This window comes from Microbacterium terricola (assembly GCF_027943945.1).
Lineage (GTDB): Bacteria > Actinomycetota > Actinomycetes > Actinomycetales > Microbacteriaceae > Microbacterium > Microbacterium terricola.
This window is the reverse complement of the sequence record NZ_AP027141.1, coordinates 1,262,873-1,281,619: the sequence shown is the minus strand read 5'-3', so window position 1 is coordinate 1,281,619 and position 18,747 is coordinate 1,262,873. Positions and strand designations below refer to the sequence as shown.

The 18,747-nt window shown below is 70.2% G+C and carries 19 protein-coding genes; 11 read left to right on the top strand and 8 right to left on the bottom strand.

Annotated features, from left to right (window positions below; all coding sequences use genetic code 11):
- The first annotated feature begins 15 nt into the window (after window positions 1-15).
- On the top strand, window positions 16-1,395 hold the full coding sequence (locus tag Microterr_RS06010; RefSeq protein ID WP_263795581.1) for an MFS transporter: 1,380 nt from the start codon (window positions 16-18) through the stop codon (window positions 1,393-1,395).
- 41 nt (window positions 1,396-1,436) lie between these two features.
- Window positions 1,437-2,201, top strand: coding sequence for an SGNH/GDSL hydrolase family protein (locus tag Microterr_RS06005; RefSeq protein WP_263795582.1), 765 nt, complete (start codon window positions 1,437-1,439; stop codon window positions 2,199-2,201).
- On the opposite strand, the gene Microterr_RS06000 is transcribed toward Microterr_RS06005, so the two are convergent.
- Complete coding sequence (locus Microterr_RS06000; RefSeq protein WP_263795583.1) at window positions 2,176-2,769, bottom strand: dihydrofolate reductase family protein; 594 nt, start codon at window positions 2,767-2,769, stop codon at window positions 2,176-2,178. The two genes, Microterr_RS06005 and Microterr_RS06000, sit on opposite strands and share 26 nt — an antisense overlap.
- A 109-nt stretch (window positions 2,770-2,878) precedes the next feature.
- On the opposite strand from Microterr_RS06000, the gene Microterr_RS05995 reads away from it, so the two are divergent.
- From Microterr_RS05995 to Microterr_RS05980, 4 genes are all read left to right on the top strand, one after another.
- Window positions 2,879-3,139: a DUF6458 family protein gene (locus Microterr_RS05995; RefSeq protein WP_263795584.1), complete on the top strand. Its 261-nt coding sequence runs from the start codon at window positions 2,879-2,881 to the stop codon at window positions 3,137-3,139.
- A gap of 10 nt (window positions 3,140-3,149) precedes the next feature.
- Window positions 3,150-3,893, top strand: coding sequence for a formylglycine-generating enzyme family protein (locus Microterr_RS05990; RefSeq protein WP_263795585.1), 744 nt, complete (start codon window positions 3,150-3,152; stop codon window positions 3,891-3,893).
- A 75-nt stretch (window positions 3,894-3,968) separates the two neighbouring features.
- Window positions 3,969-4,379, top strand: a complete 411-nt coding sequence (locus Microterr_RS05985) for a hypothetical protein (protein WP_263795586.1) — start codon at window positions 3,969-3,971, stop codon at window positions 4,377-4,379.
- An 8-nt stretch (window positions 4,380-4,387) separates the two neighbouring features.
- A complete protein-coding gene (locus tag Microterr_RS05980) occupies window positions 4,388-4,570 on the top strand; it encodes a helix-turn-helix transcriptional regulator (protein ID WP_404810156.1) in 183 nt (60 codons plus the stop codon).
- Window positions 4,571-4,658: 88 nt separating this feature from the next.
- On the opposite strand, the gene Microterr_RS05975 is transcribed toward Microterr_RS05980, so the two are convergent.
- On the bottom strand, window positions 4,659-5,144 hold the full coding sequence (locus Microterr_RS05975) for an SRPBCC family protein (RefSeq protein WP_263795589.1): 486 nt from the start codon (window positions 5,142-5,144) through the stop codon (window positions 4,659-4,661).
- Between the two features lie 112 nt (window positions 5,145-5,256).
- Window positions 5,257-7,617, bottom strand: coding sequence for an excinuclease ABC subunit UvrA (locus Microterr_RS05970; protein ID WP_263795590.1), 2,361 nt, complete (start codon window positions 7,615-7,617; stop codon window positions 5,257-5,259).
- Between the two features lie 166 nt (window positions 7,618-7,783).
- On the opposite strand from Microterr_RS05970, the gene Microterr_RS05965 reads away from it, so the two are divergent.
- The gene (locus Microterr_RS05965; protein WP_263795591.1) at window positions 7,784-8,338 is read left to right on the top strand and encodes an HdeD family acid-resistance protein; all 555 of its coding nucleotides are present in this window, start codon (window positions 7,784-7,786) and stop codon (window positions 8,336-8,338) included.
- A 54-nt stretch (window positions 8,339-8,392) separates the two neighbouring features.
- Here Microterr_RS05965 and Microterr_RS05960 read toward each other — a convergent pair whose 3' ends face one another.
- Complete coding sequence (locus Microterr_RS05960) at window positions 8,393-10,372, bottom strand: S9 family peptidase (RefSeq protein WP_263795592.1); 1,980 nt, start codon at window positions 10,370-10,372, stop codon at window positions 8,393-8,395.
- 1 nt (window position 10,373) lies between these two features.
- Complete coding sequence (locus Microterr_RS05955) at window positions 10,374-11,147, bottom strand: SDR family oxidoreductase (protein ID WP_263795593.1); 774 nt, start codon at window positions 11,145-11,147, stop codon at window positions 10,374-10,376.
- 84 nt (window positions 11,148-11,231) lie between these two features.
- Between Microterr_RS05955 and Microterr_RS05950 the strand changes: the two genes are divergently transcribed.
- The 4 genes from Microterr_RS05950 (at window position 11,232) to Microterr_RS05935 (ending at window position 13,960) form a co-directional block, all read left to right on the top strand.
- Window positions 11,232-11,705, top strand: coding sequence for an NfeD family protein (locus Microterr_RS05950; RefSeq protein ID WP_263795594.1), 474 nt, complete (start codon window positions 11,232-11,234; stop codon window positions 11,703-11,705).
- A complete protein-coding gene (locus Microterr_RS05945; protein ID WP_404810157.1) occupies window positions 11,702-12,682 on the top strand; it encodes an SPFH domain-containing protein in 981 nt (326 codons plus the stop codon). The genes Microterr_RS05950 and Microterr_RS05945 overlap by 4 nt, the downstream gene beginning before the upstream one ends.
- Window positions 12,679-13,458 carry a glycerophosphodiester phosphodiesterase family protein gene (locus tag Microterr_RS05940; protein WP_263795595.1) on the top strand — a complete coding sequence of 260 codons (780 nt, stop codon included), beginning with the start codon at window positions 12,679-12,681 and terminating at the stop codon, window positions 13,456-13,458. The genes Microterr_RS05945 and Microterr_RS05940 overlap by 4 nt, the downstream gene beginning before the upstream one ends.
- A 124-nt stretch (window positions 13,459-13,582) precedes the next feature.
- On the top strand, window positions 13,583-13,960 hold the full coding sequence (locus tag Microterr_RS05935) for an RNA polymerase-binding protein RbpA (protein WP_263795596.1): 378 nt from the start codon (window positions 13,583-13,585) through the stop codon (window positions 13,958-13,960).
- Here Microterr_RS05935 and lnt read toward each other — a convergent pair.
- The 3 genes from lnt to tatC are packed head-to-tail and all read right to left on the bottom strand — an operon-like array spanning window position 13,950 to window position 18,738.
- Complete coding sequence (gene lnt, locus Microterr_RS05930; RefSeq protein WP_404810158.1) at window positions 13,950-15,518, bottom strand: apolipoprotein N-acyltransferase; 1,569 nt, start codon at window positions 15,516-15,518, stop codon at window positions 13,950-13,952. The genes Microterr_RS05935 and lnt overlap by 11 nt on opposite strands.
- Window positions 15,518-17,986: a DEAD/DEAH box helicase gene (locus Microterr_RS05925; RefSeq protein WP_263795599.1), complete on the bottom strand. Its 2,469-nt coding sequence runs from the start codon at window positions 17,984-17,986 to the stop codon at window positions 15,518-15,520. The genes lnt and Microterr_RS05925 overlap by 1 nt, the downstream gene beginning before the upstream one ends.
- On the bottom strand, window positions 17,983-18,738 hold the full coding sequence (gene tatC / locus Microterr_RS05920) for a twin-arginine translocase subunit TatC (RefSeq protein WP_263795600.1): 756 nt from the start codon (window positions 18,736-18,738) through the stop codon (window positions 17,983-17,985). The genes Microterr_RS05925 and tatC overlap by 4 nt, the downstream gene beginning before the upstream one ends.
- Between the last annotated feature and the right edge of the window lie 9 nt (window positions 18,739-18,747).

Genomic DNA, 18,747 nt, shown 5'->3' with positions numbered 1-18,747 from the left:
CAATACGATGGCGGGATGACCGACACCGTCACCGGCGCGCAGAGCGACGCTCCCGTGGAGTCCTCGATCTCCCAGCGCCTCGATCGGCTCCCGTTCTCGCGCAGTCATCTGCGCGTGCTCACCGGCTCGGGCATCGGCTGGGCGCTGGACGCGATGGACGTCGGCCTCATCTCGTTCATCATCGCGGCGCTGGCCGCGGAGTGGGCCCTCGAGCCGAGCGAGACCGCATGGATCGCGTCGATCGGATTCGTCGGCATGGCCGTGGGCGCGACCGTCGGCGGCCTCCTCGCCGACCGGTTCGGCCGTCGCCAGGTGTTCGCGGTGACCCTGCTCATCTACGGCATCGCGACAGGGGCGAGCGCGCTGGTCGGGGGCATCGCCCTCCTGCTCGTGCTGCGGTTCTTCGTGGGTCTGGGTCTCGGCGCGGAGCTGCCGGTCGCCTCGACCTACGTGAGCGAGTTCGCGCCCGCGCGCATCCGCGGGCGGCTCATCGTGATCCTGGAGGCGTTCTGGGCGATCGGCTGGACCGCCGCCGCGCTGATCGGCTACTTCGTGATCCCGGCATCCGAGAACGGCTGGCGCTGGGCCTTCGCGCTCGGCGCGGTCCCCGCGGCCTACGCCCTCGTGGTGCGGTGGGGCCTCCCGGAGTCGGCCCGCTGGCTCGAGCGCCGCGGACGCCATGAGCAGGCGGACGCCGTCGTGCGCGCCTTCGAGCGCTCCGCCTCGATGACGGATGCGGGATCCCGCCGCCTCAGCACGGGTCCGATCGAGACGGTGCCCGCCGCCACGACGGCGCGCGAGCGACTGGCGGGACTCTGGGCGGGGGAGTTCCGGGTGCGGACCGCGTGCCTCTGGCTGGTGTGGTTCTGCGTGAACTTCTCCTACTACGGGGCGTTCATCTGGATCCCGTCGATCCTCGTCGCCCAGGGCTACGACCTCGTGCGGTCGTTCGGCTTCACGCTCATCATCACTCTGGCGCAGCTGCCGGGCTACGCCGTGGCGGCCTGGCTCATCGAGGTGTGGGGGCGTCGGATCACGCTGTCGGCGTTCCTGACCGGGTCTGTGCTCTCGGCGCTCCTGTTCGGCACCGCGACGGGGGAGGGGATGGTGATCGCCGCCGGGATGGCGCTGTCGTTCTTCAACCTCGGCGCGTGGGGCGCTCTGTACGCGATCACGCCGGAGATCTATCCGACCTCGCTGCGAGCGACGGGGTCGGGGTGGGCGGCCGGCGTCGGCCGGATCGCCTCGATCGTCGCCCCGCTCGTGGTGCCGCCGCTGCTCGTCTTCGGCGGCGCGCCCCTGCTGTTCGGCGTGTTCGGGTGCTTCTTCGCTGTGGCCGCGCTCGCCGCGTGGGGGCTGGGCGACCGTCGCGGCCGCGCGCTCGACGACCGCTGACCTCGCCGTCCGCGGCGGGAGGAGCGACGTAGGCTGGACGGATGGCAGCTGTGCGGTACGTCGCGATCGGAGACTCGTTCACGGAGGGCGTCGGCGACGAACTGCCCGATGGGTACGTGCGCGGCTGGGCCGACCTCGCCGCTCAGGGATGGGCGGACGCCTCGGGCGACTCGGTCGAGTACGCGAACCTCGCGATCCGCGGCAAGCTCGCCTGGCCCATCGTCGACCAGCAGCTCGAGCGCGCACTCGCTCTGAAGCCCACGCACCTGTCCTTCAACGGCGGCGGCAACGACATGCTCCGCCCGCGCACGACGATCGCCCACATCGTCGACGCCTTCAGCCGTGTGCTGGAGCGCTGCGACGAGGAGGGGGTGCAGCTCATCCTGCTGTCCGGGGCGAACCCCTCGGCGCAGCTGCCCCTGCGCCGACTCATCCAGCGGCGGGGTGACCTGCTGTCGGCAGCCGTCGTCGCCCGTGTCGCCGAGCGGCCGGATGTCGTCAGGGCGCTGAACTGGCCGGACCGTGAGCTGTCGATGCCTGGCTACTGGTCGCAGGATCGGCTGCACATGAATGCGCGCGGCCATCACCGCGTCGCGGCGCGAGTGATCACGGCGCTCGGTCTGGAGCCACCCGCCGCATGGTGGTCGCTGCCCGAGCTGCCCGACTTCGCCCACATGCGACGTGCGGACTACATGCGGGAGCACCTCGGCCCGTGGGTGCAGCGCCGGATCACGCGGACATCGTCGGGCGACGGCCGCGAGGCGAAGTTCGGGACGTGGATCACTCTCGAGCCTCAGGCGGCGTGACCCGCGAGACCGTGTAGACGAGTTCGGCGAACTGACCGTTCTGGCGCACCGACTGCAGATGCAGCCGCTCGGGGCCGAGGCTGCGGGGGAGGAGCGGCTTGCCGGCAGGGAGCGTGGCCGGCGCGAGCGAGATCCGCAGCTCGTCGAGCAGGCCCGCGTCGTCGAACTGGCCGACCAGGTCGCCGCCGCCGACGACCCAGACGTCACGGTCACCCGCCGCCGCAGCGATGGCCGGCCACGCGTCGATGACCCGGCCCGACGCGAAGCGGATGTCGGCGCCCTCGACGGCCGGCAGCTCGCGCGTCGTGAACACCCAGCTCGGCCGCGCGCCGTAATAGCCTGGCCACTTCTCCGGGTGGGCGATGAGGTCTTCGTGGCGGAGCACCCACTCGTAGGTGCGGGAGCCCTGCACCAGCACCCCGATCCCCTCCAGGAACGCCGGGAACCCCTCGGTGCCGGAGCCTTCGCCGTCCCCGCCGGGGACCGCGAACAGCCAGTCGAGCGAGTCGTCCTCCGTGGCGAGGAAACCGTTGAGCGTTGCGGCGGTGTAGAAGATCACGCGAGGCATGCAGCCACGGTACTGCGCAGCATCCCCATGGCGCGGTTGTCAACCCCCCGCTCCTGGATGGTCCGGTCGGGCACAGTAGGGGACGTTCGACCCGACGAAAGGAATCACCATGAGTATCGGAGCCGGAATCGCCCTCTTCGCGATCGGAGCCATCCTCGCGTTCGCCGTGAACGTCGATGTTCCTGGCGTGAGCCTCGACATGATCGGATACATCCTGATGGGAGCCGGTTTCCTGGTGTTCGTCATCGGCCTCGTGCTGATGATGCGCCGCCGCCAGACCGAGTCCGTCACGCACGTCGCCGTGGACCCCGCCGGAGGGGAGCGGGTGACCCGCAACTCGACCAGCACGTCCGGCGACCAGGGCGTGTGATACTTCCCAGATGACCGAGATCGAGCTGGCGCCCATCGGCGCCGGCTCGATCCTTCTGCATGACGCGCGGCGCCAGGCCCGCCGCACGGTGGAACTGGAGCCGTTCGAGATCGGCGTCTTCCCGGTCACCGAGGAGCTGCTCGGCGAGCTGCTGGGGGAGACGGCGAGGTTCCCGCGGCGCCCCGCGGTCGAGGTCTCATGGCTGCGGGCGATCCGCTTCTGCAACGCCGCATCGGAGTGGGAGGGCTACGACCCCGCCTACACGTTCGACGGGGAAGAGGTCACCTGGCACGTCGACGCGGACGGCTACCGGCTGCCGACCGAAGCGGAGTGGGAGTTCGCGTGCCGGGCCGGATCCACCGGTGCGCACTACGGGCCGCTGCCCGAGGTCGCCTGGACGGCGGCCGACGGCGTGCGGACCGCGCAGGATGTCGGGGGCAGGATGCCCAACCTCAACGGCCTCTTCGACACGCTCGGCAACGTCTGGGAGTGGTGCTGGGATCTGCTCGACCCTGCCCGCTACGACGACTACCGGGTGTTCCGCGGCGGCGGCTTCGCCGACGACGCCTGGAGCGTCCGCGCGGGCACGCGCCGGGGCGGCTCGCCGAGACTGCGCCAGGACGACGTGGGCTTCCGGCTCGCGCGCGGCGGATTCGACGGGCCGGGTGCTGCGCAGGGCTGGTCATCGGCCGCCGACCGTGAGCGGGCAGCGGGGGAGGACCCCCGACCGCTCGGCTGGACGCCGCGGCGTTGATGTCAAGTTCACTTGACTTTTGGGGCGACTGAGGGATACTGTCAAGCGAACTTGACACGCCCGAAGGAGACCGCAGTGCCCGAGACCACCGGAACCGCCGCGCGGCGCGCGAGCAGCGCCGTCATCCGGCTCGCTGTCTGGACGCTCGCGTGGATCGCGACGCTCGCGGTGGCGCGCTTCGGGCCGGAGCTGCTGTGGACCGAACCCGCCGTGACGTGGGCCGCGATCGCCGTGAATGTCGCCGTCGGCGTCGGGTGGATCGTGGTGCACGCCGGATACCTCAGGGGAGTGGACGACCTGCAGCGGAAGATCCTGATGGACGCCATGGCGGTGGCGCTCGGCGTCGGCCTCGTCGGCGGGTTCGCCTACGCCGCCGCGAAGAGCGCGGGGCTGGTCGCCTTCGAGAGCGACATCGCCTTCCTCACCGTCCTCATGGGCGTCGTCTACGTGCTGGCCGTCGCGGGCGGCACGCTGAGGTACCGGTGAGGAATCGCGTGACGGAGCTCAGAGCCGAACGGGGCTGGACGCAGGGGGAGCTCGCGGAGCGGCTGAGCGTGTCGCGCCAGACGGTCAACGCGATCGAGAAGGAGAAGTTCGATCCCAGCCTTCCGGTGGCATTCCGCATCTCCCGCGTCTTCGGCCTGTCGATCGAGGAGATCTTCCTCGACGCACCGTGAGCCCGGAGCACCTGTTCCGGCGAGCACAGGTCGTTTCGGGGGCGAACCGTCCTGTGTACGCCAGAACAGGAGTTTTCGCGGTGGGGGATCAGCGGCCCTGAGCGCCGGCCTCGACGAGTTCCGCCAGCTGGCGTGTCACGGTTCCCCAGCCCTCGTGGAAGCCGAGCTGCTCGTGCCGGTCGCGGTCGGCCCTGCTGCGGTGCAGCGCGGTCGCGGTGTACTCGGTGCCGTCGGGGTGGTCGGCCAGAGTGAATCGCGCGGTCAGGAACGCCGACTCGGCCGGCCGCCAGTCCGCGGTCAGGGCATCGGTGAACACGATGCGCTCCAGCGGGTCGACGGCGAGGAAGCAGCCGGTGATGTGCGGGCCGAACGCGACACCGTCCTCGCTGAACTCCGTGCGGAACGAGCCGCCCGGTCGCAGATCCATGGAGACGATGCGGCAGACGTGCGGCGCCGGAACCCACCAGCGCACGAACAGCGCCGGATCAGCCCATGCATTCCACACCGCGGCTCGCTCCGCCCTGATGATGCGAGAGATGGTCAGGTCGAGTTCAGGGTCGTGGTCGTCCGTCATACCCACAGCTTTCTGCAGGGGGGTGGTGATGTCGAGACCATCCGGGTCAGTTCGAAGGAACTGACATAATGTGCATTATCGGCGATTACGGGATCGGGCCCGCAGCACCCGCTCAGGAGCCGACGTACGCCGCGAGGTGCTCGCCGGTGAGCGTCGACCGGTCGGCGATGAGCGCAGCGGGCGTCCCCTCGAACACGACGCGACCGCCGTCGTGGCCGGCGCCCGGACCGAGGTCGATGATCCAGTCGGCGTGCGCCATCACGGCCTGATGGTGCTCGATGACGATCACCGAGCGACCGGCGTCGACCAGGCGGTCCAGCAGCCCGAGCAGCTGCTCGACGTCCGCCAGGTGCAGACCGGTCGTCGGCTCGTCCAGGATGTACACGTCGCCGGACTCCGCCATCGCCGTCGCGAGCTTGATGCGCTGACGCTCGCCGCCTGACAGGGTGCTCAGCGGCTGCCCGAGGCTCAGGTATCCGAGTCCGACGTCGGCGAGGCGATGCAGGATCGCGTGAGCCGCGGGGATCCTGGCCTCACCGGCCGCGAAGAACGCCTCGGCGTCGGTGACCGACATCGCCAGCACCTCGCTGATGTCCTTGCCGCCGAGCTTGTAGTCCAGCACCGACGCATCGAACCGCTTGCCCTCGCACACCTCGCACGGGCTCGAGACCGTGGCCATCGGACCGAGGTCGGTGAAGATCACGCCGGCGCCGTTGCAGTTCGGGCAGGCGCCTTCCGAGTTCGCGCTGAACAGTGCCGGCTTGACGCCGTTGGCCTTCGCGAACGCCTTGCGGATCGGCTCCAGCAGTCCGGTGTAGGTCGCGGGATTGCTGCGCCGCGAGCCGCGGATCGCACCCTGGTCGATCGACACGACCCCGTCGCGTCCGGCGACCGATCCGTGGATGAGCGAGCTCTTGCCCGAGCCGGCGACTCCGGTGACCACCGTGAGCACGCCGAGCGGGATGTCGACGTCGACGCCCACCAGGTTGTTGGCCGTCGCACCGCGCACCTCCAGCGCCCCGGTCGGCGTGCGCACGGCATCCTTCACCGCAGCACGGTCGTCGAGGTGGCGCCCGGTGAGCGTGTCCGCGCGGCGCAGCGCGTCGACGGTGCCCTCGAAGACGATCTCTCCCCCGGCGGTGCCCGCGCGCGGACCGAGGTCGACGACGTGGTCGGCGATGGTGATCGCCTCAGGTTTGTGCTCGACGACGAGCACCGTGTTGCCCTTGTCGCGCAGCTGGATGAGCAGCTCGTTCATCCGCTGGATGTCGTGCGGGTGCAGTCCGATCGTGGGCTCGTCGAACACGTAGGTGACGTCGGTCAGCGACGAGCCGAGGTGACGGATCATCTTCGTCCGCTGCGCCTCGCCGCCCGAGAGCGTGCCGGACGGGCGCTCCAGCGAGAGGTAGCCCAAGCCGATGTCCACGAACGAGTCCAGGATGTGCCGCAGCGTCACCAGGAGCGGAGCCACCGACGGCTCGTCGAGCTCCCGCACCCACGCGGCGAGGTCGCTGATCTGCATGGAGCACGCATCCGCGATGCTGATCCCCCGGATCTTCGAGGCGCGTGCACCCTCGGCCAGACGGGTGCCCCCGCAGTCCGGGCACGTCGTGAAGGTCACGGCGCGCTCGACGAAGGCGCGGATGTGCGCCTGCATCGCGTCGCGGTCCTTCGACAGCATCGACTTCTGGATCTTGGGGATGAGCCCCTCGTAGGTCATGTTGATGCCGCTGACCTTGATCTTGGTCGGCTCCTTGTAGAGCAGATCGTGGCGCTCTCGCTCGGAGTACTCGGCGATCGGCTTGTCGATGTCGAAGAAGCCGGACTCCGAGTAGATCCGCACGGCCCAGCCGTCCACCGTGTAGCCGGGCACCGTGATCGCGCCGGCGCCGAGCGACTTCGTCTCGTCGTAGATCTGAGCGAGGTCGATGTCGTTGACCGACCCCATGCCCTCGCATCGAGGGCACATGCCGCCGAGCTGCGTGAACGTGCGCTTGACCGACTGCACGCTCGTACCGCGCTCGACCTTCACGGCCCCGGCACCCTGCACCGTGGGCACGTTGAAGGAGAAGGCCTGCGGCGAGCCGATGTGCGGCTGCCCGAGCCTGCTGAACAGGATCCGCAGCATCGCGTTGGCATCGGTCACCGTGCCGACAGTCGACCGCGAGTTGGCGCCCATCCGCTCCTGGTCGACGATGATCGCGGTGGTGAGCCCTTCGAGGAGGTCGACGTCCGGCCGCGCGAGCGTGGGCATGAACCCCTGCACGAACGCGCTGTAGGTCTCGTTGATCATCCGCTGCGACTCGGCGGCGATGGTGCCGAACACGAGCGAGCTCTTGCCCGACCCGCTGACTCCGGTGAACACCGTGAGACGGCGTTTCGGGATGTCGACGCTGACGTTCTTGAGGTTGTTCTCGCGCGCGCCCTGGACGCGGATCAGATCGTGGGTGTCGGCGGCATGCAGGTCAGTCACTGCGCGATGGTGTCACGCGGCGACTTGCCTTGTCCAGCCGGTCCGCGGTCCGTCACGGCGGGGTCACGGGACGGCGACACGCGCGACCACTCCCCTGCCGACCTTCGACCTCGGGTCTAGGCTGTCGAGTGGACCTTCCCAGGTAACTCCCAGAAAGGGGGCCAGCATGTCCAGCGAGTCTCTCGAGAAATCGGCCGTCAACGGCATTCGCACCGCACTCGGCGTCGGTGGTGTGATCGCCGTCATCGTGGGTGTCCTCATCCTCGTCTGGCCCGGCAAGACTGCCGCGGTCGTCACCGCCATCATCGCCATCTACGCCATCGCCGCGGGCCTCGTGTACGCGGGCCTCGGCATCTTCTCCAAGACCAAGGGCGGGTGGGCGCGCGTCGGCCACATCCTGCTCGGTCTGCTGTTCATCATCGCGGGCGTCCTGATGTTCGCGAACCTCACCGCCTCGACCGCCTGGTTCGCCGTGTTCTTCGGCATCCTCGTCGGCATCATGTGGGTCGTCGAGGGCATCGTCTCGCTGTCGACTCTGGGCGACGCCGCGTCGAAGGGCTGGACCGTCTTCTTCGCGATCGTCAGCATCATCGCCGGCATCGTGGTGATGTTCTCCCCGCTGTGGGGCGCCGTGTTCCTGTGGTGGCTGCTGGGCATCGCGCTGATCGTGCTCGGCATCATCAACGTGATCCGCGCCTTCACCTTCGGCAAGAAGGCCTGACCGCACGCACCGAACGAAGCGGCCCCGGGGAGACCCGGGGCCGCTTCCGTCTTGTCAGGCCGGCAGCATCCGATTCCACCAGTCGAGCACGGCGTCGAAGCGCTGCACCCGGTGCCGCGGCTGTCCGCCGCGGGTCAGCTCGTGGTTCTCGCCGGGGAAGATCAGCATCTCGGCGGGGGTGCCCTGCCGCTTGAGCGCCGCGTAGTACCGCGTCGCCTGCTCGAGCGGGCAGCGGTAGTCGAGCTCGGAGTGGATCACCAGGGTCGGCGTGGTCACCTGCCCCACGACGGCCATCGGACTCTGCCGCGCGATGTCGTCGGCGCTGGTGCCCACATACTCGTCGCCGAAGAACGCGCCGATGTCGCTGGTACCCTGGAAGCTCACCGGATCGAGGAAGCCGCGCTCGACGATCGCTCCGGCGAACCGGTGGTCGTGCGCGATCACCCAGGCGGTCATGTACCCGCCGTACGAGCCGCCCATCACGCCGACCCGCGCGGCGTCCAGGCGAGAGTCCGAGGCGAGGGCGCCGTCGAGGAAGTCCATGATGTCGGTGTAGTCGACGGTGCCCATGGCACGCCGGATGCTGCGCCCATGCGCCCGCCCGTAGCCCGCCGAACCGCGGGGGTTGCAGTAGACCACTGCGTAGCCGGCGTCGACGAGCACCTGGGTCTCGTCGAACAGGTGCACCCCGTAGCTCGCGTACGGACCGCCGTGGATCTGCAGGATCACGGGGAACGGCCCCTCCCCTGCCGGCGTCGCCACCCAGCCGTGCACCGGATAGCCGTCGCGCGCGTCGACGCTCAGCTCGACCGGGACCGCACTCCCCGCGGCCGCCGCCACGGCGCCGAAATCGGTGAGCGTGCGCACCTCGCCGCCGTCGATCAGCACGAGCTCGCCGTAGGACGTGGGCGTGGCGACCGCAGCCACCACCCGCTCCCCCGCCGCCGCATGGCCGGCGACCTCGTGGTCGCCGCCGAGCACCTCGGCCACCTCACCGGCGCGGGTCACGCGCAGCAGGCGCACCCTGCCCCTGGTGCGGTCCTGCACGAGGAAGTCGTCGCCGACGGCGGAGATGTGACTGCCGACCTCGCCGAGGTCGATGGACTCGGCGTCGGTGAGGCGACGCGGGCCGTCGTCTCCGAGGATCCAGAGCGCCACACCCGGCGCGATGAAGTCGATGCCGTCGTTGGTGGCGGCGAGCAGGGCGATCGTCCCGTCCGGCGCGACCGTGACGTCGTCGACCGAGAGGTGCGCTGCCCGGCCGATGAGTTCGCGCTCGCCTGAGCCGTCCACGGCGATCGCCACGACCGTCGAGCGCAGATCGATCGCGTCGTGCTCGATCTCGTCGCGCACGGTCAGCACCTCGCGCCCGTCCGCGGTGAACACGACCCCGTCGTGGCTCGCAGCCCCAGAGGTCAGCCGTCGCGGCTCCGCGGCGAGCACGCGCTTCTCCGGCGGCTGCTCGCCGTCGGGCCGGACGGCGGGGGCCGGCGGATAGAAGGGCTCGGATGCTGCAGCGGGCGCGTCGATGACGAACACCTGGGCGGAGCGATCGGCGAGATAGCCGAGCCCGTTCGCGTGCCAGCGGATGCCGGTGATGTGCCGGGGCGCCTCGGCGACGGCATCCAGTCCCTCCACCGAGCCGTATCGGCCCGGTTCGGGGATCCGCGCGGTGTACGCGAGCGAGGCACCGTCCGGCGACCAGGCGTAGGAGCCGACGCCGAGCGGGGCGTCGGTGGCCTGCACCGGCTCGCCGCCCGCGGCAGGGATCACGAAGATCTGCGACTTGTCCTTCGCGTCACCGCGGATGAAAGCCACCGACCCCCCGTCGGGCGACAGGCGCGGCGACACGTCGGCGATGCCCCGCGTCAGGCGGCGCGGCGAGCCGTCCGGCAGTTCGACGCGCCAGAGCTGACCGACGGCGCGGTTGGCCGCGAGGTCGGGCCGCGACGTCGCGAACACCGCGAACGAGCCGTCCGGGGCGAGCTGAGGCCGGCCGACCGCGACCAGGGCCTCGATGTCGCGCGGACCCACCTCACTCCCCCGCGAACGAGGAGGTGTCGCCGACCAGCCGGGTGTTGTCGGCCGGGACAGGATCGACGGCCGCCTGCGCGACCTCGGCAGCGAACTCGGCGACGTTGTAGAGGCGTCCGGCGTCCTCCTTGCGCGAGGCGATCGCGCCGGGGTTCGCGCGCTCGAGCAGCGTCGCGGTGATGGTGCCCTCGATCATGTCGCCGGAGACCACGGTGAAGCCGATCCCCTTCTCGGCGAGGGCGGGAATGCGCTCGCGCAGCGCGTCCTCGCCGGCGCGCTTGGACAGCGCGACCGGAACGTACTCGGGCATCGTCGGCGTGGTGCGGATGAAGTGGGCCTGGTGGCTCGTGACGAACACGACGCGCGACCCGTCCGTCAGCAGCGGCAGGGCCGTCTCGAGGACGTTCACCTGCGCATCCCGGTTGAGCTGGAGCGCGTAGTCCTCTGCCATGCCGGACTCCATGCCGCCGGAGGCGTTGAGCACGAGGATGTCGAGCCCGCCGAATGTCCGCTGCACCTCGTCGAACATCGCCTGCACCGACGCGGGGTCGGTGAGGTCGGCTCCGACGACGAGGGCCTCGACGCCGAGGCCGCGCAGGTCGGCCGCCAGCTTCTCGGCCCGCGGGGCCTTGTTGCGGAAGTTGATCACGACGTTCGCCCCCGCCTGGGCGAAGTAGCGGACGGTGTCAGCGCCGATGCCGCGGGACGACCCGGTGACCAGAGCGGTCTTGCCCGAGAGGGCGCCGGCGGGAAGGGGAACAAGGGTGTCAGTCACGCCTTCGACCCTACCAATCGGGCGTGTCACCCACCCGGATCCCGCCGGAGCCGCGTGATAGGTTCTGACCACAGGAGGCACATCGTGGAGTTCATCCAGACCATCGAAGATTTCGCGTGGATCGGGTGGCTCGTCCTGATCCTCGTCTTTCTCGTCATCGAGATGCTGACGCTCGATTTCACGTTCCTGATGCTGTCGATCGGCGGCCTCGCCGGGCTCGGCTCCGACCTGCTCGGCGCACCTCTCTGGGTGCAGGTGATCATCGCGGCCCTCGTTGCCGCCGTGCTGGTCGTCTTCCTGCGCCCGCCGCTCCTGCGCCGGCTCCGGCGAGGAGAGGACCCCACTCCGTCGAACGTCGACGCGCTGCGGGGGCTCTCCGGCCGCATCCTCGCCACGACATCCGACATCTCCGGTCAGGTCAAGCTGTCCAACGGCGACACCTGGACGGCCCGCCTGGAGGGTGACGGCGAACTCGCGCCGGGCACCCCCGTCCGCGTCAGCCGCATCGACGGCGCCACCGCCTTCGTCCGCCCCCTTCCCGAGGAGCAGATCCCGTGACCGACGTCGAGACCATCATCCCCGCCGCGATCGGATGGCTCCTGGCCATCGCGGTCTTCATCTTCGTGCTGGTCGTGATCGTCCGCTCGATCCGCATCATCCCGCAGGCCAGCGCCGGCATCGTCGAGCGCCTCGGCCGCTACCACAAGACGCTCAGCCCCGGCCTGAACCTCCTCGTGCCGTTCATCGACCGGCTGCGTCCCCTGATCGACATGCGCGAGCAGGTCGTCTCGTTCCCGCCGCAGCCGGTGATCACCGAGGACAACCTGGTCGTCTCGATCGACACGGTCGTGTACTTCCAGGTGACCGACGCGCGCGCGGCGACCTACGAGATCGCCAATTACCTCGGGGCGGTCGAGCAGCTCACCACGACCACTCTGCGCAACGTCGTCGGCGGCCTCAACCTCGAAGAGGCGCTGACCAGCCGCGACAACATCAACGGGCAGCTGCGTCTCGTGCTCGACGAGGCCACCGGCAAGTGGGGCATCCGCGTCGGACGCGTGGAGCTCAAGGCGATCGACCCGCCGCACTCGATCCAGGACTCGATGGAGAAGCAGATGCGCGCGGAGCGCGACCGTCGTGCGCTGATCCTGACCGCCGAGGGCACCAAGCAGTCGGCGATCCTCACCGCTGAGGGCCAGCGGCAGGCCGAGATCCTGAAGGCCGAGGGCGACAAGGCTGCCGCGGTCCTGCGTGCGCAGGGCGAGGCCGAGGCGATCACGACCGTCTTCAGCGCCATCCACCAGGGCGACCCCGACCCCAAGCTGCTCGCCTACCAGTACCTGCAGACGCTGCCCAAGATCAGCGAGAGCCCGTCGAGCAAGCTGTGGATCATCCCGAGCGAGTTCACCGAGGCTCTCAAGGGTGTGAGCGGTGCGTTCGCGAACACGGTGAAGGATGCCGCCGATCGCGCCGAGAAGTCGGCTCACCCGGCCGAGCCGACCCCGCAGATCCCGCCGGCTCCGCCCGCACCGTGACCCACCCCTGGTTCGCGCCGGCCGACCGGCCGCGGATCCTCGCGCATCGCGGACTCGCGGTGCCGGACGCCGATGGGCACGCTCCCGCGGAGAACTCGTTCGCGGCCGTCGCCGCCGCGCACGCCATCGGCGCCGACTATGTGGAGTCGGACTGCCACGTCACCGCCGACGGTGTCGTGGTCCTCTTCCACGACGTCGACCTGCGCCGAGTGACCGGCGACCCGCGGCCCGTCGCCGACGTCACCGCGGCGGAGCTCGAACGCCTCATGGCCCACCACGGCGGTCTCCTCACGCTCCGCCAGGCGCTGGAGTCGTTCCCGACCGTGCGGTTCAACCTCGACGTGAAGGCGGATGCTGCCGCACTGCCGGTCGGCCGGCTCGTCGGCGCGCACGCCGACCGCGTGCTGCTCACGAGCTTCTCCGACGGCCGGCGCCGCGCCGCGCTCGAGGCCGCGGTCGCGGCGAGCGGCGGCGCCCGCCCGGCGACGTCGGCGGGCTCGGCGACGATCGCACGGCTGCTGGGCGCGCTGGTCGCCCGGTCGCGGCGCGGCGCTGCCCGGCTGCTGGACGGCATCGACGCGCTGCAGATCCCGGAGCGGCAGGGCCGGCTGCGCGTGCTCTCTCCGCGCCTCGTCGCGGCCGCCCATTCGGCCGGCACCGAGGTCCACGTGTGGACGGTGAACGACCCGGCCGACATGACCCGGCTGGTCGCCCTGGGGGTCGACGGGATCGTCACCGATCGCGCGGATCTGGCGATCGCCGCCTTCCGCCGCTGACCCGCGCACAGCCACGCTTTCGGCGGCTGAGCATCCTCTGTGAATGCCTCCAGGACGCCCTCCGTTCGGATGATCCGCACAGGTGGCTTCGTTATACCTGAATACGCGACGAGAGGACCACACAATGGCAGAACGCAGCCTGCGAGGCGTGCGACTCGGCGCCCAGAGCCTACAGAGCGAAGAGGGCGTCGTTTTCCACGACCGTGCACAGCACACTTACTCCTGCACGTCCTGCGGACGTGACACGACCCTGACCTTCGCGGCCGACGCCGAGGTTCCCGACGCCTGGGAGTGCCGCACATGCGGTGCCGAGGCGCTGCTGCGTGTCGGCGAGGGCACCGCGACTGTCGACCACAGCGAGGACAAGATCCCGCGTACCCACTGGGACATGCTCCTCGAGCGTCGCACCCTGCCTGAACTCGAAGAGCTCCTCGAAGAGCGTCTGGCCTACGTGCGCTCGCGCCGCGGTGCCGGCGAGTCGATCGACAAGATCAGCGCCTGACCTTCCGCAGAGCGAAAAAGCCCAGCAGGATCAGCCCGACGAGGCTGCCCCACCCGAGCACGAGCTGCACGGCCGGCCCGATCACCACCGCACCCGTCAATCCGGTGCGCAGCGGCACGTCCGTGAGCATGTGTCCTGCGACGTCCGCGTCGAGACCATCGATGGTCGTGCCGTCCGGCGCGATCACCTGACTCGTGCCGACCGTCGAGAGATTCACGACGGAGCGGCCGGTCTCGATGGCGCGCATGCGCGCGAACGCGAGCTGCTGGAGGTTCTCGTCGGTGTCGCGGAAGTCGGCGTTGTTGGTCTGAAGCATGTAGACCTGAGCGCCGTCGCGCGCGCCCGTCCAGATCACGTCGTCGTAGATCACGTCGAAGCAGATGGCGAGGCCGACGCCCACGCCGTCGAGGTCGAAGAACGGCGGGTTGGTGCCGGGCGTGTACTCGCGCTGGATGAGTCCGATCAGGTCGGGGACGATCTTCTCGTAGAACCAGCGGTCGGGCACATACTCCCCCATCGGCACGGGGTGGGTCTTGTCGTGCAGCTGCACCGCCCCCTCGCCCGCGACCCAGAGCATCGACGTGTTGAACACGTCCTCGCCGCGCTCGGTCGCCGCGTTCACGATGAGCGGCGCGTCGACCTGCGCCGACAGCGCGTCGAGGGTCGCGGCCGTCGACGGGTTCGACAGCGGGTCGGAGTCGATGCCGCCTTCCGGCCAGAGCAGCACGTCCACGTCCTCGCCGAAGAGCGGCGCGGATGCCGCAAGCTGCGCGTTCAGCACGTCGTTGCGGCCGCGCTCGTCGAAGTACCCTGACGGGCCGTTGCCCTGCGCGCTGCCGACCCGGAGGGTGCCCGCAGGCGTCGTGGGGAACGCGGGCGTGAGCAGCAGCACGACGGCGACGACGGCCGCCGGGACGGCCGTGCGCACATCGCGGACCGCGCCGGAGCGCACCCACTCGATCAGCACGGCGCAGAAGAACACCATCAGGAAGGTCAGCCCGGCCACGCCGAGCCACGACGCCACGTGCGCGAGCGGACTCTGCGACTGGCTCATGCCGATCCGCGCCCACGGGAAGCCGGTGTACGGCCAGGAGCCCATGAAGAGCTCGCGCATCGTCCACAGTCCGGCGACAAGGGCGGGCAGCAGCAGCATCCGGAACCAGAGACCGGGCAGCACCCGGGGCAGCCACCGGTACGCGAGCGTGATCGGCAGCGACCCGACGGCGATGAACAGCGTCTCGAGGCCGGCGAGGGCGAACCACGGGACCACGCCGAGATAGCGGGTGATCCACTCGATGTGCACGAGGTAGAACGAGGCGCCGAACACGAAGCCGGCCAGCAGCGACCCGCCGAGGCTCCGCCCGATCAGCGCGAGCAGCGCGAGCCCGACGCCCACGAACGCGAGCGGCCACCAGCCCACGGACGGGTAGGCCAGGTCGAGCACGGGACCGGCGACCGCGGACGCGAGGACCGCGGCCCAGAGCGGCAGCGGCGGCCTCGGCGCACCCTCTCTCTGTGCCCGCGTCGTCTCGCTCCGCGCGCTCACCGATCCGCCCATCACACGCTCGAGTAGGAGACGATGCCGCGACGCACCGAGTCCAGGGCGGTGCGCGCGGTCGCGGCGAGCGGGCCGTCCGCGACGATGGACAGCTGGTCGAGGAGGTCGATGGTCTGCTTGGCCCACCGCACGAAGTCGCCGGCGGCCATGTCGGCCTCGATGAGCACCCGCTCGAGCGCGATGCCGCGAGCCCAGGAGTGCATCGACTCGGCGAGGCCGACGGCGACCGGCTCGGAGCCGGGCAGCCGGTGGTCGCGCTCGAGGTCGTCGAGCCGCGACCAGAGCGCCTGGGTGCGCTCCAGCGCCGAGCGGAACGCCCCGCGCGGCAGGCGCGCGTCGCCCGACTCGTCCCTGCGCGGCTCATAGACCAGACAGCAGGCCAGCGCAGCGAGGGAGGCGGGATCCAGTCCTTCCCACAGCCCCTGCCGCAGCGACTCGGCGACGAGCAGGTCGCGCTCGCCGTAGATGCGGCGCATCGTGCGCCCGGACGGCGTGAGCGCGGTCACGCCCTCGTCGTCCAGCCGCACGTAGTCCAGTTCGCTGAGCACGTCGACGACGCGGTCGAAGATCCGCGCCACCGTGCCCGTGCGGCTCTCGATCTGACGGCGCGTGCCGTCGGTCGTACGCTTCAGAGAGAAGTAGCGCTCGGCCCAGCGCGCGTGGCTCTCGCGCTCCGGGCATTGGTGACAGGGGTGACGCTGCATCCGCTTGCGCAGCGAGGCCAGCTGCTTCTGCCGGGTATCCCGCGTCGCCCTCGACGCGTTGGCGTCCTTGCGGTTGAGCCGCTCGAGGTCGGTGAGCTCGCGGCGGATCGAGCCGTACTCGACGAAATCGCCTCGATCGCAGGTCATCGCCTCGGCGTAGCCGGCGAGCGACTCCTCCTGCTCCTTGACCTGGCGGGCGAGCCCGACGACCGCACGGTCGGCCTGGAACTGGGCGAACGACGACTCCAGGATCTCGCGCGCGCGAGCGCGACCGAACTGGTCGATGAGGTTGACCGCCATGTTGTAGGTCGGGCGGAAGCTGGAGTTGAGCGGATAGGTGCGGCGCGACGCGAGCGCGGCGACCTGCTGCGGGTCGAGCCCCTCGGTCCACTGGATGACGGCGTGGCCTTCGACGTCGATGCCGCGGCGTCCGGCGCGTCCGGTGATCTGGGTGTACTCCCCCGACGTGATCGCGACGCGCGCCTCGCCGTTGAACTTCTCCAGCTTCTCGAGCACGACGGTGCGCGCGGGCATGTTGATGCCGAGGGCGAGCGTCTCGGTCGCGAACACCACCTTGACCAGCTTGCGCCGGAACAGCTCCTCGACGACCTCCTTGAACGCGGGCAGGAGTCCGGCGTGATGCGCGGCGATCCCGCGCTCGAGGTTGTCCAGCCACTCGAAGTAGCCGAGCACGGCGAGGTCCTCGTCGAGCATCGTGCGCACCCGCTCGTCGACGACCGCGCGGATCTCGGCCCGCTCCTCGGGGGTCGTGAGCCGCAGACCGGAGCGCCGGACCTGCTGCACGGCGGCATCGCATCCGACGCGGCTGAAGATGAAGAAGATGGCGGGCAGCAGCGTGGCGCGGTCGAGCAGCTGGACGACGTCAGGGCGGTCGAGCCGTTCGATGCGCTGCACGTTCGCCGAGCGCACCGGCCGTGTCCCACCCTTGTGGGGGCGTCGGCGGGCGTCACCGCCCTTCGAGCGGTACTCCTGCGCGCGACGGTTGTTCTCGAAGTTCGGGCCCTTGACCGACCGGATGCGCATGAGCTCCTGGTTGACCTGCGCGGTGGCGATGCCTGCGCGGTCGTCGAACAGCGGGAGCAGGTCTCCGCGGACCAGCACGTGCTGCTCCAGCGGCACCGGACGGATCTCCGAGACGATCACCTCGGTGTCGCCCCGCACCGTGTCGAGCCAGTCGCCGAACTCCTCCGCGTTGGACACCGTGGCCGACAGAGAGACCAGTCGCACCGACGGCGGAAGGTGGATGATGACCTCCTCCCACACCGCCCCGCGGAACCGGTCGGCCAGGTAGTGGACCTCGTCCATCACGACGAAGCGGAGTCCGCGCAGCGCACCAGAATCGGCGTACAGCATGTTGCGCAGCACCTCGGTGGTCATCACCACGATGCGCGCGTTGCCGTTGATGTTGGTGTCGCCGGTGAGCAGCCCGACCTCGTCTGCGCCGTACACCTCCTGCAGCTCGCGGAACTTCTGGTTCGACAGCGCCTTCATCGGGGTCGTGTAGAACGCCTTCTCCCCCGGCTGCTGCATCGCCAGGTGGATCGCGAACTCGCCCACGATGGTCTTGCCCGCCCCGGTGGGCGCTGCCACCAGCACGCTCCGCCCCTCCTCGAGCGCGTGGCATCCGGCGATCTGGAACGGATCGAGGTCGAACGCCTGTGCGGCGGCGAAGGCCGCGCTGACCGGGTGGCTCCGGGCGTCCTGCGCGCGCGCGTAGCGCTCCGCCGGACTCGGGTCCGTCACGCGTCGGCCTCGGACAGCAGGTCCTTCTGCAGCCGGCCGCGGCGGCGGTCGAACAGCATCGAGACGCCCGCCGCCGCGAAGAAGAGCACGATGAGGATCCCGCCGAGCAGGAGCATCGACACGACGTCGGCGGCCGGCGTCGCGACCGCCGCGAACAGCGTGGCGATCAGCACCGCCGCCCGCCACCCCTTCAGGATGCCGCGTCCGGTGATGACCCCGGCCAGGTTGAGCGCGACCAGGAAGACCGGGAGCACGAAGGAGACCCCGATCACCAGCAGGAGCTTGAAGACGAAGTCGTAGTAGTACGACGCGGTGTAGAACTGGGCGGTGCCCTCGGGGGCGAAGGTCGCCATGATCTCCACCATGTGCGGCAGCACGAACCAGCCGACCACCGTGCCCGCGAAGAACAGCGGCACCGCCGCAGCCATGAATCCGACGGTGTAGCGGATCTCCTTGCGGGTGAGACCGGGCATGAGGAACGCCCAGAGCTGCCAGAGCCAGACCGGAGCCGACAGGAGCAGGCCGATCGCGAAGGCGATGCGCATGCGCATGTCGAACGGCGCGGTCACCGTGTCGAAGTTCAGCTGAGCGAGGTTGTCACCGCGGTTGTCCGCGACCATGCGGATGGGCTCGGTGAGCAGCTCGATCACCGGGCCCGTGATGATGAACGCGATGATCATCCCGACGACCAGCGCGATCGCCGCGATCATGAGGCGCCGCCGCAGCTCGAGGAGGTGCTGCGCGAGCGTCATGCGCGTGTC

Bases quoted from the DNA above. Each gene is read 5' to 3' on its own strand.
- Microterr_RS06010 (WP_263795581.1), top strand. From the start codon at position 16: ATGACCGACACCGTCACCGGCGCGCAGAGCGACGCTCCCGTGGAGTCC.
- Microterr_RS06005 (WP_263795582.1), top strand. From the start codon at position 1,437: ATGGCAGCTGTGCGGTACGTCGCGATCGGAGACTCGTTCACGGAGGGC.
- Microterr_RS06000 (WP_263795583.1), bottom strand. From the start codon at position 2,769: ATGCCTCGCGTGATCTTCTACACCGCCGCAACGCTCAACGGTTTCCTC.
- Microterr_RS05995 (WP_263795584.1), top strand. From the start codon at position 2,879: ATGAGTATCGGAGCCGGAATCGCCCTCTTCGCGATCGGAGCCATCCTC.
- Microterr_RS05990 (WP_263795585.1), top strand. From the start codon at position 3,150: ATGACCGAGATCGAGCTGGCGCCCATCGGCGCCGGCTCGATCCTTCTG.
- Microterr_RS05975 (WP_263795589.1), bottom strand. From the start codon at position 5,144: ATGACGGACGACCACGACCCTGAACTCGACCTGACCATCTCTCGCATC.
- Microterr_RS05965 (WP_263795591.1), top strand. From the start codon at position 7,784: ATGTCCAGCGAGTCTCTCGAGAAATCGGCCGTCAACGGCATTCGCACC.
- Microterr_RS05935 (WP_263795596.1), top strand. From the start codon at position 13,583: ATGGCAGAACGCAGCCTGCGAGGCGTGCGACTCGGCGCCCAGAGCCTA.
- lnt (WP_404810158.1), bottom strand. From the start codon at position 15,518: ATGGGCGGATCGGTGAGCGCGCGGAGCGAGACGACGCGGGCACAGAGA.
- tatC (WP_263795600.1), bottom strand. From the start codon at position 18,738: ATGACGCTCGCGCAGCACCTCCTCGAGCTGCGGCGGCGCCTCATGATC.